Annotated in this window: 5 protein-coding genes; all 5 read left to right on the top strand. The window is 30.1% G+C overall.

Translation table 11 applies throughout. The annotated features are described in order from the left end of the window. The first annotated feature begins 8 nt into the window (after positions 1–8). The 5 genes from Q1A46_RS17030 to Q1A46_RS17010 all read left to right on the top strand — a co-directional run bounded on the left by Q1A46_RS17030 (position 9) and on the right by Q1A46_RS17010 (position 15,372). Positions 9–557 (top strand): hypothetical protein, encoded by a 549-nt coding sequence (locus Q1A46_RS17030; RefSeq protein ID WP_299681696.1) that lies wholly within the window; start codon positions 9–11, stop codon positions 555–557. A 174-nt stretch (positions 558–731) separates the two neighbouring features. Continuing rightward, positions 732–3,233: a hypothetical protein gene (locus Q1A46_RS17025; RefSeq protein ID WP_299681693.1), complete on the top strand. Its 2,502-nt coding sequence runs from the start codon at positions 732–734 to the stop codon at positions 3,231–3,233. An 18-nt stretch (positions 3,234–3,251) separates the two neighbouring features. After that, positions 3,252–9,623: a fibronectin type III domain-containing protein gene (locus Q1A46_RS17020; protein ID WP_299681690.1), complete on the top strand. Its 6,372-nt coding sequence runs from the start codon at positions 3,252–3,254 to the stop codon at positions 9,621–9,623. 10 nt (positions 9,624–9,633) lie between these two features. Continuing rightward, positions 9,634–10,425 (top strand): hypothetical protein, encoded by a 792-nt coding sequence (locus tag Q1A46_RS17015; RefSeq protein ID WP_299681687.1) that lies wholly within the window; start codon positions 9,634–9,636, stop codon positions 10,423–10,425. 300 nt (positions 10,426–10,725) lie between these two features. Further along, positions 10,726–15,372, top strand: coding sequence for a hypothetical protein (locus Q1A46_RS17010; RefSeq protein WP_299681684.1), 4,647 nt, complete (start codon positions 10,726–10,728; stop codon positions 15,370–15,372). The last annotated feature ends 4 nt before the right edge of the window (positions 15,373–15,376 follow it).

Here is a 15,376-nt window from a genome sequence, read left to right as displayed (position 1 = left end):
AAATTACAATGAATAAAATAATATTTTTAAACGCATTACTATTTTTAGTTTTTACAAGCTGTAGTTCAGACGATACTTTAGAACGAATAGATAATACTTCTTTAAATGATTTAAGGTATGATATGATTAGTTATAATTTTGATACTCCATTTGATTTGAATGGAGATGGAATATTTTCTACAGATGTTTTTAAGGAAGGAAATCCATGCGGTTTTTATCCTTTATTTATTTCTGAAGAAGGAAAGGTCGTTCATCCTCATACCTACATTTTTAGTTTAAATGTTGAAACAGATACAAATGGAGAGAAAAAACAAACTCAAGATTGTGGTATAGCAGAAGCTTTACCGTTAATTTATGAAATTCAAGGTAATAGTTTCGTGTTAAAAAATGCTTTAAATGATCAAATAGTATATAAGGGCACTATTTCAAACGATAAAAAAACAATTACTTTAACTTTTCCTGATGCAGGTTTTTTTAAGAATAATATACTGAAACCAGATGGTACTTATGAAGAGTATACAGGTAGTACTGTAGCAGTGTATAATTTAGTTGAATAATTAAAAATAATATAATCTTATTTCAGATTAATAAAATTCATCTTCAATACCTTACGATTACTAAGGAATATTAAAATTATAGTTAAAATTGATTTAACATAAATTTAAGAAACTTCAGAAAAGATTTTTTTGTTAGCAAAAAAATCTTTTTTTTTGCGCGAAATTAGTTGTCTATTGAATTTTAAGAAAATAGTATTTTTAAAAGTTGTTTTCTTTTCTCTTTTTTCATCATCCCAAAACCTAGAAAAAATAGGAAAGTCACCACTTTTTAAGTTATCTGGGGGGGTAGCAGTAAATTCGGTTTATTACGCAGGGGACGCAAATAGAGAACCATTTACATATTTTTTATCAGGAAATGTAAACCTGAATATTAGTGATGTGTATAATGTTCCATTCTCTTTTTCGTATTCTAATAGTAAATTCCAAACGAACAATCCCTTTACATTTAACAGGTTAAGCCTACACCCAAGTTACAAGTGGGTAACTGCGCATATTGGTGATGTAAGCATGACATTTTCTCCTTATACATTAAATGGACATCAATTTACTGGTTTAGGTTTCGATTTATCTCCAAAAGACAAATTCAAAGTAAGTGTAATGTATGGTCGCTTACTAAAAGAACGAGAATTTGATGAAGAAAACATTAATGGCGAAGCTAATTACAAACGAATTGGTTATGGTTTTAATACTTCATATAAGTTTGATTTTGCAACATTAGGATTTATATTTTTTAAAGCAAGCGATGATGTAAATTCTTTAGAAAATCCTATTCCAATTGAAACAGAAATATTGCCTAAAGACAATACAGTTATTAGTTTTAATGGAGATTTTAATATTAATAAACAAATTAACTTTAAAGCAGAAGTAGCGTTATCTGCACTAACAGAAGATACTAGAGTAGTAGGTGAAAGTGATCATTTTGCTTCCTTTCTGGTAAATAGTAATCCAACTACACAATATTACAAAGCCTTTAATTTAAACTTTAATTATCAAGTAGGAAAAGGAGCAATCGGATTAGGATATGAACGTATCGATCCTAATTATAAAACACTCGGAGGATATTTCTTTAATAACGATTTAGAAAATATTACGGTTAATGCTTCACAAACGATTTTTAACGACCGACTAGCTTTAAGTATGAATGCTGGTTTACAAAAAGATGATTTAGATGATACTAAAGCTAGTCAGTTAAATAGATTAGTAATGTCTTTTAATGCAGCGTATAATGCTAGTGATAAATTAAATCTAACAGGTAGTTATTCTAACTTTCAATCATTTACAAATATTAAAGATCAATTCGATTTTATTAATGGAGTAAATCAAATAGAAGAACAGCTCGATCAAGATAATATTACACAGATTTCTCAGAATGCAAACCTGAATGTAAATTACAATTTAGAAGATACGCCAAGTATCAAACAAAATTTAAACTTTAATTTATCATATCAAGATGCGGTAAATAAAATAGCAGATGAAATAAGAGAAGAAGATAATTCTGCTTTTTATAATGCTAACACAGCTTATACTTTAACTTATCCAGAAACAGATTTATCGGTTTCTGGAGCAATTAATACCAGTTTAAGTCAATTAGCAGAATCAAATACTTTAATTCTTGGGCCTACCGTAAGTGCAACAAAAGGATTTTTTGAAAAGACATTAAAAGTAAATAGCGCAGTTAGTTATAACGAAACATTAACCGATGGAGAACGTCAAGGTCAGGTAGCTAACCTAAGATTAGGTGGAAGATATGTGTATAAAAAGCAACATAATTTTAGCTTAAATGCTTTATTTCAATTTAGAAATAGCATTTCAAGTGCTTCGAGTAAAAACTTCACATTAACATTCGGTTACAATTATAGTTTTGGTTTATTTAATTCTAAAGATATTAGGTTTAGAAAGAGAAAAAGAAAGCCAAAAACGAAGAAAATAAAAGCTAAAAAGGAGAAAAAAGCAAAGAAGAAAAGAATTAAAAAACCAATTCGATTTAAGTTTAGAGATTCTTTATACAATGGTACTATTCCTGAAGTAGATTATCAAATAACAACATTAATAAATTCACCACTTTTTCAAACAACTCCAGATAATATAATGGAAGAGTTGAAAAAAGAAAAAGCAGAAATAGCACAAGAAGAAAACAATAAAGCTTATAAAATCAAAGCAATACAATTGCTAAGTGATTTATATGATACTAAAGAAAATATGCACGAGTTCAATAAACTATTATTCTTAGCTATTGGAGATGTATATAGAAGTGCAGAACGAACAGATTATGTTATAGAAAAACAATTTGTTCAGAATAAAAAAGAGATAGTGAAGCATATGTTATGGAATAAAAGTGAAAAAGATATAGCTTCTTATCCTAAAGAAATTCAAAAAGAATATAAACACATGGATAAAGTTTTAAATAAGTCTCATAAAAAACTCCTAGTACACCGATGGATTTTATCGGAATTAGAACAAATTGATTCATTTAAAACTTTAGAAGAAAATAAAACCTTAATCAAAGATTTCAGAAATAAACACGCATCCAAAGTTTTTAAAATGTTAAAAATGAAAGAAAAAAAACAAAAAATAAAATTATATTTGGAAGCATTAATTGTCGATTTTTTTGCTAAGGAATCAGAAAGTCATATTGATAAAGATCAGTATGAGTTAAAGTATATGGACACAAATTAATAGTAATCCCTTAATTGTATGAAAAAAGAGCTACGCTTTTTATTTGCCTTATTTTTTCTGTTAGAACTAACATTTGCTCAACAATTTCCTGTAAGAATTGTACCAAGAGTAAGCGCACCTGCACCAGTTAACTTTTATAACTATGCAGATGAAACAAGTTTAAACAGCCCAGTAACAGTTCAAATATTTTTAAATGACTTAACTGTTGCAAGTCGTCAAATTCGTTTAAAAACATATTTTGAAGGTGGAAATATAAATTTCACTAGCAAAGATTTTGTTCTTGGATCTGAACCTCTTTTTATTGAAGGAGGAATTCCATTAACATTAACAAATACACAATTAGCACCTTATTATAAACTAGAGAATATTCAAGGGATTAGTTCTGTAGTTTATGGAAGACCAATTCCGGAAGGAAGTTATAATTTCTGTTTTGAAGTTTACGATTTTGCTTCAGGAGCCAAGCTTTCCGCTAAACAATGTGCTACAGTTTTCATATTCAAAAATGAACCACCTATTCTAAATTTTCCTCAGAATGGTACTAATATAGAACCAACTGATTTTGAAAATATTGCTTTTCAATGGACACCACGTCACATTAACGTTAGTAATGTTGAATATGAATTTAGTTTAGTAGAGATTTGGGATAATAATGTAAATCCACAAACAGCATTTTTATCTCAAGCACCTATTTACGAGGAAACTACAAGAAGAACAACCTTAATTTACGGACCAGACAAACCGCAATTATTACCAGGTAAAAAATATGCTTGGCGAGTAAAAGCAAAAGCTTTACAAGGATTAGAAGAAATAGGACTGTTTAAAAATCAAGGATTCAGTGAAATTTTTTGGTTTTCAAGAACAGCTCCTTGTTTAGTTCCTGAAAATGTAAGTGCAGAAGCAAAAGGAACCTCAAAGATAAATGTGTTCTGGGATCAAGATCCTACAGTACATTCAGAATATATTATTGCTTATCGAGAAGCAGATAATCCAGATGCACACTGGTTTACAAAGAAAACCAATAGTAGTTGGGCAACAATTTGGAATTTAAAAGCTGGTGTTACGTATGAGTATAAAATAAAGGGTAAATGTACGTACCAATACAGTGACTATTCAGAACCTCAGTATATCACAACAGATATGGTGACTAATGAAGATGCAAATTACAATTGTGGTATTGTTCCAGATGCGATTGCAATTTCAAATAGAGAACCACACCCAGGTTTATATATCGGAGATCAAATTACTGCTGGAGATTTTAAAGTGACTTTAACAAATATAACGAGTCAATCTAGTGGAGTAATTTCAGGAAATGGTTTTGTTTCTATTCCGTATTTAAATTTTGCGAAATTTGCAGTTACTTTCAATGGAGTTTTAGTTAATTCTTCTAATCAATTAGCAGAAGGAGAGATAGTAACGCTTTACGATCCTAAATTTGGAGAAGGAGCTTCTATGACGGTAGATGTTAATATTGATATTGCAGAAGCAATTGGTGGAGATTCTACAGATAAAGATGGAGTTAAAGTTGATTTTGTAATTACTGAAATTACCATTGATGAAAATGGAGCGTTAGTTGTAACCGGAGTTGATGAAAATGGTGATCCTCAAGAAGCTATAATACCTGGTAATACAGATGTTACTATTACAGATGCCAATGGAGATGTTTGGTCTTATGGTGAAGATGGAAAAATAACAAAAGGAGAAGGTGCAGAAGGTGGAGCAGTAACTGATGCAACAACTAACGGAGTAGATTCAGATGGAGAATACAATGCAATTACTGCAAAAGGAGTAGTTGTATATTTTAAAAGATCTGGATTTTATCATTTTGATAAAAAACCAGAAGGATCTTATGAAAAGCTAGATGAGCATTATAAATCTTTAGCATATGATGGTGGTAAATATCATATTGGTTATAAAGCAATTTCCGATAACAAAGGGAAAGATATTATTCAAGCTAAAGTTGAAATTACAGATAATTCTATTAAGAGAGATAGTATTATTTTCAAAACAAAAGAAGGAGCTAAGGTAAATATACTTCGTTGGGATGATGCTACTAATACTGCAGATTTAGAATTAGAACGTAAGTTCGATTATGCAGATGAAGAAATCGTTGCGGTAATTCGATCTAAAGAAGATCCAAAGAAATTTGATATTGCAGGAAGTTTGTTAGTAACACATTTGGCTTCAGATAAGTTAGAGCCTATTAATGTAACATTGGTTCCTGTAGGTATTAATGAAGTAAATGATGAAGTTAAGACTAGGGTTGCTGAAATTTATGCTAAATCTGGAGTTCGTTTAAATCTTCAAGATTATAAAGCTGTATCTCTAGATGAAATTTATGAATGGGATAAAAATAATGATGGTCGATTAGAAGTTGGAGAGAGTGGAATGACATCTTATTATACTTCAGAACAAAAGGCTTTTAAAAATTTTATAAAACAAAAAAACACATACAATAAGAAGACGTATTATGTTTTTGTAACTAATGTTGGAACTACAAGAGGTACAGGTATAAATGGTTTTATGCCTTTAAAGAGTCAGTTTGGTTTTGTTTTTATTCACGACCAAAATAATACTGTAGAAAAACAAGCTAAAACTATGGCTCACGAATTAGGTCATGGTATTTTCGGATTAGAGCATCCTTGGGAAGAATTCAGCACTCCGAAAGGAGCTACGGATTTTTTAATGGATAACGGAGATGGAACAGTACTGAATCATTTAGATTGGAAAAAAATACATGCTCCAGGAATTCAAATTTATTGGTTCCAAGATGATGAAGATGGGGAATTAGGTGGGTTATATTGGTTAACTCCTGACTGGAAAGTATTTACAGTTCCAAACACTAAGTCTATAGCAAATAAAGTAGAAGGAGATAAGTATGTAAAAGGTTCTGTACCTGGCTTCAAAATCAAAAAGGATAAAGATAATAGTATATATTATTATGCTAAATTTAATGCTCAAGGATCTTTTGAAGGATATTATTCTAACAAAGAGAAAAAATTCTATGATTTAAAAACTTCTACTTTAAGTGACAACGATTCAATTGCAGTCTTTAATTTCAACGGAGTTTGTGGTAAAAATTCTTATTATAAAGCTAAATGGGAAAATGTTAAAGGACAAAAAGGAAAAAATCCAATAGTAGCAGAAAATTTAAGATCTAAAATAACACTAATAAAATGTAGTTCACAAACTCAACAAACTAGTAATTGTAATAGTTTTGTAGCTCTATCTTATGATAAAGAAGAAGATGTGTCTTCATTAGATAAGTATCAAACTAAATTAAATGAATCTTTAAGTACAGCTCTAGCACAAATAGAGAATACATCTAGTACAGAGACTAGAGATAAGGGTAATTTCAGTCATTTACAATTTATCAACGGTAAGGATATTAATGCTTTAGAAGCTGCTAAGAATTATGAAATTTTAGAAGATAAATTACATTTATTAGCTCATTACACCGATACTTATTTTGTAGTAAGTTTTTTACAACTAGAGTCAAATAATACTAGTATCCCAACTGCTTTATTAAGTGATATGGCAGAAAAAAGTATTATTGCAAACCAAGCCTTTATTAATGGAAAGAAAGTAGTTCATCTAGTATTATCATCATCTAATTATGAATCAATTTTTGGAGTTGGTCTTTTTAATAATGATGTATGTTACAATATAGGTTATGGACAAAATTCATCTAATATAGTTTTACCAAGCGAAGTAGAAAAAGGTGATTCCCCATTTACCGATATTATAAATGTATTCAAAACGATTGAAAAACCTTTAAATTTATATGCGACAGTAATAAAATCTGATTTTTCAGTTCATACATTACAAAAGCAATCTAAAAGTAATGTTAGAGGTTTTCCTTTAATTAATGTATTATCTACATTAAAGTCACCATACTTAAAATTAATAGATAAAAAGCTAAGAGATAAAAAGACCGAAGTAGGGGAATTGAAAGAAGATGCTTCTACACAAGAAAAATTAGAGTATGAAAGAAAGTTTATAAAATGGAAGAAAGAGTATGATGCTCTAATTTTAGAAGCTGAAGATAAAGATGCTGAGGCTATTGAAAATAATAATAAACATTATTTCGAGAAAGTTAATGGAGAAATACAATTAAGAGAAGTATACATAACCAACGAAACATTTGATAATGGTTTACAAATGGAATATGCAAATTTTCATTTTGATAAAGATGAAAATTTCGATTTCTTAGTTAGTATAGCTTATACTTTTGACTCTTATGGCAACTTAGATACAAAGAAACATTTTTATGATGGAGAAATAAATCCTAATGAAGTCATCTACGGTATGATAGATGCAGCTTCATTATTCTTTGCACCTGTAGGATTAGATACTGTTTTTGATTTTGTAGGGTTAGCTTTTGCAACATATAATAAAGACACAGGAAGAGTCCTTGAATATTCATTTGGCGTCGCAATGTTCGGTTATGCTCAATATGGAACAAAGCTAATTAAGTCATATAAGTTAGCTAAGCTCAAAAAAGCAGATGAATCATATGAATATATAATAAAGAAAGCAGAAGAAGAGTTAGCGGAAGGAGAAGAATTATTAACTGAAATAGCTGGGAAAAGTGTACAAGATGCTAGAAATAGACTACGATCAGAAGGTTTTGTTGTTGATATAATTGATGGAGTAGGTGAAATTTCTGCAGCTAATCATATGTTAGTTTTAGGAGGTGACTTAGGAAAAACAACAAAAAGACTTCAAGCAATTGAATCTCAAACTGCAGATAATGTAATTGATATAGTTGTACATGGTGCTGATAATAAAATTATTGTAGATGGTAATGAAGTACCTGATATTGTAAATATTAAAAAGTGGTTAGAGGACAATCATCCAAATGCAGATAAGGTAAGATTATTATCATGTACAAATCTTGAAGGAGCTCAAGATTTTGCCAATAAATTAGGTGATAAGTTTACAGTACAAGCTACTGATGGATATATAAGAGTGCATAATGATGGTTTAGTTACTGTAGTACCAAGGCAACCAAATGGAAGTACCCAATGGTATGAATTAGGAGCGAATAGACAAGAGAAAGTTCTACCAGAAAATGCTAGGCCAAGAGGGCCAGATGCTGACAAGTTAGACGATGTAACTTATGCAGACGATTTTCTAGAACTTTCTACTAGATCAATTGACGATATTAATTGGGCAGAATTATTACAAAATTACCCAGATTTAGCTAAAAAAATAGAAGGTAAGTTTGATAATTTAGAAGAAAGAGGAAAGTTTATTGCTGATTTATTTGTTAAAAAAGGTGTTAAGTTACCAAAAATCTTAGTAAGAGAACTTTTATTTAAGAATATAGATCAAATCACCGATAAGCATATAGATGCATGGAAAATATTACAAAGATCTCACCCTGATTTAGTAAAGAACTTTGATAATCTGGATGGTTTTTCTAATGTGTTAGAGAGTTTCAATACAATGAAGAAATCCATGCAAGAAGAATTTCTTAGAGTTTTAAGTTTTGTAGATTCAAAAAAAGTTAGCAGTGTTAATAAAGATAATTTATTAGCTAATAATATAAAAAATCTTAAAGATGAACATATTGAAGCTTGGTTGGAGTTAGCGGAGTATGATGTGAATGCAAAATTTAATTTCCAAGATTTATATGATTTAGCTAATAAACGAAAAAAAATAGAAGTGATAGTCTTAGACTATGGTGACAGAAATACAGATTTAAAGGATCTTCTGAAATTATTTGGTTTCGAGAATGCTGCTGACGCTGCTAAATGGTCAGGTAAGGTTAATGATTACAATATCGAAGCTTTAGAGAAATTAACAGGTGAGGCTTATGAAAAAATGAAAAAAGCATATACTTTTGAAGTCTATGTTGAAGGAAAAAAGATTACATATGCAGTGAAAGGTAATGATTGGAAGGGGTTTTTTAAAGAATTAAAAGAAGCTACAGAGCATTTTAATGGATTTCAATCACATCATATTTTTGTAATTGAAGCAATAAAAAGAAGTGAAGGATATAGGATATGGTATGATAGAGTTGGTCACACTCTTATGGATGTTAATGGTAAAAGACATGATGGGTTAGCAAATCTTATCATGTTAGAAGGATATACAAGAAAAAGAGTTGGTAGAGCAGAAAGAGGAGTGCATGCAAATCATGATACTTATAATACAACACTGATTAACTTTTTTAATAATCGTTGGAAGAAGCATATGAATGATTTTGATGATATAGATGAGGTTATGGAAGTTTTTGGAGATGAAGTTTTAAGAGTACAAGAAAAATTACAAGACTTATTATTAGAGAAATGTGTTATAGGTCACCGTAATCCTTCTGGAGAATGGATTAGAACAAAAGTGGATGACTTAATAAATGAGAGTGTTTTAATGGAAATGTTAAATTAAACATATACAAATGAAATTTTTTGAATTTACTAATGCAACTTTTCAATGGTATGTTAATGTATACCTAGAAGATTACGGAGATATTATTAGCCCAATAAATAATAATCAATGGTTAAGAGAAGAAGTCACACCTTTAAAAATGAGACTTATAGATTCTTTTAAGGATTTGAGTGTTTGGAAAGGAGAAACTCCTTTTTTAGATGTCTTAAGTTGGTATACAGATATTACAACAGGAGATGATGAACCTAAAAAAGGTGTCACTAAAATAATTAGTAAAAAAGTAAAAGATGTTTTAGAAAAGTTTAGACTTCCAGATTGTCGTTTTTACCCCTTAGTAATTGAAAGTAAAGATTTAAAAATTATAAATAAAGATTATTTTTTATTTCATATGAAGGCAGAAAAAAGTACTACAGTTGGTGATGATATAATCGATTATCAGAAGTGTACATTTGAAGAAGTTACTCAAGATATTGAAGGAAATAAATCTGTAGTAAATATATTTCCAGAAGGAACTATAAAAACATCAAAAGATATGTATGCTAAAAAAGATACATTAGGAACTTATATATTCAAATATAGAGATAAAGAGTTATTAAGAAAGAATAAAGTAAGATTTCAAAACAAAGTGTATAAGCATAATTATGACGTACTATGGGGGTACTCAGAAGTTCTATATGTAAGTGAAGAAGTAGTAAAAGCATTAAACTCTGTTGGAGTTACTAATGCAAATTTTTATGAAATTAAAGAGAATATAATACGCCCATTCGAATATGAACAGATGAAAAATGATGGAATTATTTAAAGTAACTTTTTAAGTCTTAATCACATCGTTTTAACATAAAATTATGATTTTCAGTTTTTTTTAACTTTATTTGCACCTTGTTAAAATCGATTAAACAGCATGGTCGTAATTTAACATAGTCCTAAATAAATTTATTTAGAACTTTAATAATAGCATTTTAATGCTATTGTAACCATTTAAAAACCAAGTCCAATTCAAAACGGGGAATTCGATAAAGGCATTTTTAATAAAGTATATGTTGCAATAATTGTAAGATTATTAATTGATATAAGAAGAAAATTTTAAGTTTTTTAAAAGTATATGAAGAAAAAATTACCCCTAATTTTTTTACTAATACTTATGTTAAGCGCAAACCTTTTCGCTACAACAAAGTATAGTAAAAATTACATCGATAGTTTAAAAATTGCTAAGAAAACTAAGGTAACAACACCTAAGTTAAAAGCGACAAAACTTAATTCTAATAAACAATTTCGTAGCTTTAAATCTTTATCGAAATTCGATAAACTAGAAGATAACTTTACTCCTGTAAAAGAGCAACGTTTTACTGATGAAGGTTATCAATTTATATCTAACGATTCTACTAAAAATAAAGAGTGGTTAGATATGGCTGTGAATACTTTCAATTTAATTGAAGAAACAGAAAACTATATCGATGTTATTACCAAAGATGGTTTAGCACAGTTGCCTGTGGCTACAAAACCAATGAATATTAGTAATGTAAAGTATACTATGGGAATTGCTAAGGCAGTTTTCAAACCAGCATTTACGGAGTTAACAGTATTCTTAAAAATAGAGTTTCCAAGTAAAAATGAAAAAAGAGGAAAACAAGAATTAATTCTTGGAGCTTCAAATGTAAAATTATCACATGAAGGAGGTATTATAGGGGATGCGAAACTTCATTTAATTTCACAGTTTACTACAAACTTTAATAAAGGTTCAATACTACTTACCTTAAAAGGAAGCTTTGAACAACCTGGAACATACGCTATTATTGATTGTTCTGGTTTTAAGGAATTAGGCTTAGATGCTAATATCAAATTTGCAAATGGTTTATTACACCCTGTAGATAAAAATGGTAAAAAGAAGATTGGTTATGTAGAAGCTGATTTTAAAACTTCCATATCAGATTGGAATGATATGGTTGTAAACATTTCATTACCTGAATTTGGAGTCAAAGGCTTAGAAGGAACTACTTTTCAATTAAATACAGCTGTATTCGATTTTAGTGATTTACGAAACGACGAAGCAACACCAGCAGCATATTTAAATAAATATTACAAAGAAGAGCCTACTTTATGGAGAGGGGTTTATGTAAAATCTTTAAAAGTTATTTTACCGCAAGAATTTAAAATTAAAGGTGGCGGTAAAGATAGAATCGGATTTGGTGCAACAGATCTTATTATTGATGGACAAGGAATAACTGGTAAATTTATTGGTGAAAATATTTTAAGTTTAAATGAAGGAGATGCTTCCGGTTGGGATTTTTCTTTGGATTATTTTATGTTAGATATTGAAACTAATAATTTAAAAGCTGGAGCTTTTAATGGAAAGTTAGTTTTACCCGTTTCAGAGTTAGATAGTTTAAAATATAGTGCGGTTTTTCAACCAGGAGAATATAAATTAAGAGTAGAAACGGAGAAAGATATCAATTTTGATCTTTGGGATGCAGCAGATGTGCATTTAACCAAAGATTCATTTATTGAAATGCTTGTGAAAGATGGTAATTTCAGACCCAAAGCTTCTTTAAACGGATCTGTAACAATCAGAACATCACCAGGAAAAAAAGATCCGAATAAACCAAAACCAAAGAAAAAAGATAGTTCAGTAAGCTTTGAGGGAATTGTATTTGAAAAAATGGTGATTCAAACTGAATCCCCCATGTTCTCCGTCGAATATTTTGGTACTAAAGGTAAACTCGGACTCGCAGGTTTCCCTGTTACTATTAATGAAATAGGATTACGAACCCCAACAGATAATCGGGCAGATTTAATTATTGATCTTTCTGTTAATTTAACTTCAGAATCTGATGGTGGAAACGGAGGATCCAGTAAGCTTGTAATTAAAGCGAAACAACAAGATAGAAAATGGAAATTTGATGGAGTTACTTTAGAGAAGTTATTCATTCAAATGGATGTTGCTGGTACAGAGTTACGAGGATCAATATTTATTTTCGATGATGATCCTACTTATGGTACAGGATTCGCAGGTGCAGTTGGAGCTACATTTAACAAAGGTTTAGAAGGTTTTAAAGTTGATGTAAAAGCATTATTTGGAAGAACTGAGAAGTTTAGATATTGGTTTGCAGACGGTCAGGTAACCATTCCTTCTGGAGTTCCAATTTTTACTGGATTTGCATTGAATACTTTTGGAGGTGGATTGTATAACAGAATGAAGATGGCTGGTGTTAATAATAAAGAAAATGCTGCTTACGAACAAATTGGTGCCTCAACTTCTGGTGTAATTTACGAGCCTTATGAAGATAATGCTTTCGGTATGAAAGCATCAGTAGGTATTATCACACAAAATTCTGAAGATTTATTTCACGCAACCGTTGAATTTGGAATGGCGTTTAATCGTCGTGGAGGATTACAAGAAGTATATTTAAAAGGAAAAGGAGAATTAATTTCTCCATTACCAGATGATTTCTATGATGATGTTATTGGAAATCTAGACAAAGTTTCTCAAGATATAGAAAATCCATATTTGCCGGCACAAGAAACTTCAGCTGCAATAGCAGCTAGTTTATATATAGGGTACGATTTTGTAAATGATATTTTTCAAACTACGGCGGAAGTATACATAAACTTAGGAATAGTAAGAGGAGTTGGAAATTATGGTAGAGCTGGTTGGTTAGATTTTTACGCATCCCCAGATGAATGGCATTTATTAATTGGTACACCAAAAGATAGAATAGGTATTACTATTGATCTCTTGATTTTAGAGATGAAAATGGGAGCTTATTTTATGACGGGAGATAATTTACCTGGGAGTCCACCACCACCACCGCAAGTAGCAGATATTCTTGGATTAGATTTAGCTGAATTAGATTACATGAGAGAACTGAATAGTTTAGAATCAGGTAAAGGTTTAGCATTTGGAGCTAGTTTAAGTGTAACTACAGGAGATTTAACCTTTCTAATTTTTTATGCCAGATTTGATGCGGGTGTTGGATTTGATATCATGGTAAAAGATTACGGAGATGCACATTGTAAAGGATCTTCGGAACCTATAGGTATGAATGGTTGGTATGCAAATGGTCAAGCTTATGCATATCTTCAAGGTGAGCTAGGTTTAACATTCAGATTATTCGGATTTAAAACTAAAATCCCGATTATTAGTGGAGGAGGAGCAGTTCTATTACAAGCGAAGCTTCCTAATCCATCTTGGTTTAGAGGTTATTTAGGCGGGAAATTCAATTTATTAGGAGGGCTGATTAAAGGTAGTTTCCGATTTAAAGTTGAGATTGGAGAAAAATGTGAAATTGTAGGAGGAAGTCCTATTGATGATATTGTTGTCATTAGTGACTTAAAACCTAAAGATGGCAGTGTAGATGTAGATGTATTTGCTGCTCCTCAAGCTGTATTTAATTTACAGGTTAATAAAGTTTTTGAATTACCAGACGAAACTGGTGATAGAAAGTATAAAATTTTAATGGATGAATTTTCTGTAACTAAAGATGGACAGAAAATTGAAGGAGAAGTAAAATGGAGTAATAATAATGATGCTGCTGCTTTTTATTCTCATGAGATATTACCACCAAATTCTAATTTAAAAGCCTTTATACAACTACATTTTGAAGAGTTTAAAAATGGGCGTTGGGAAGTAATGCAATCAGAAGGTAAAAGAGCTTTGGAAACTAAGGAAGTGAACTTTACAACTGGTGAAGCTCCAAAAACCATTCCTTTAACTAATATACAATATATGTATCCTGTCATTGGACAAAAGAACTTTTTTATAGAAGAATATAGTAAAGGATATATCAATTTAAAAAGAGGTCAAAGTTATCTTTTTGATGCTGTGCCAGATTGGGATAAAACTATGATTATGACTTCTGAAACAGGTAATGTTCTGAAGAATTCATTTACCTACAGTTCAGCGAAAAAACAAATTGTATTCCAATTGCCAGAAGGAATGAACAATAGTACAGCTTACTCAACTAGTATTAAACTAATTTCTGAAGGTAGTACAATAGGAGATAATATATCAGAAACCTACAATAAAAAAGATTTAGATGATAGTTCAGAAAATTCTGTAGAAGTTAAATCTAAACAAGCAGAAGGAGATGCAACAAAAGATGGAGAACGAGAATTATTATTGTACGATTTTGAAACGAGTAGTTACGATACATTTAATAAAAAAATGAATTCCATTAAGGTAACTAAAGATTTATATGATCATGTAATATACCCATACGGTATAAGTTTATTTTCAAGTATAAAACAAAATGAACCATTTGATTTAGTTGAATTAGTTGGTAATGAATTTACCGAAGGTAAACCTGTTGTTGTAGCAACAGCTATTTTAGATGATTCGTATTATAAAAAAACAATATATCCATTACTATATGAAAATTATCCTCTTGAAGGAGAGATTACAGTTAGTAGAAAAACTGAAGAAATTGGAGTTCCTCCTGTAGAAGCTTTACAACCTTTAGCTTGGTATATTACGTATTTAGAAAATGAATATACTGGTGAAACTAGTGTATACTTCCCGTATAGTTACAATTTAACTAATTATTATTGGTACGATTATGAAGATTTATCATATCAAATTTTAAATTCAAATTTACCTTGGAGAGATAATGCAAGGTATAGAAAAATGATTTCTGAAGCATTTCCATACATGAGAAAAGGTAAGTACAAAACAACTTATAAATATATCTTACCAGGAGGTATTCAGGAAGGAAGAGAAAGAGTAATTAAGTATGTAAATCCTATTAACGATTAATTAG

Origin of the sequence: uncultured Tenacibaculum sp. (genome assembly GCF_947502995.1) — a bacterium.
GTDB lineage: Bacteria > Bacteroidota > Bacteroidia > Flavobacteriales > Flavobacteriaceae > Polaribacter.
This window is presented reverse-complemented; position numbering and strand designations above follow the sequence as displayed.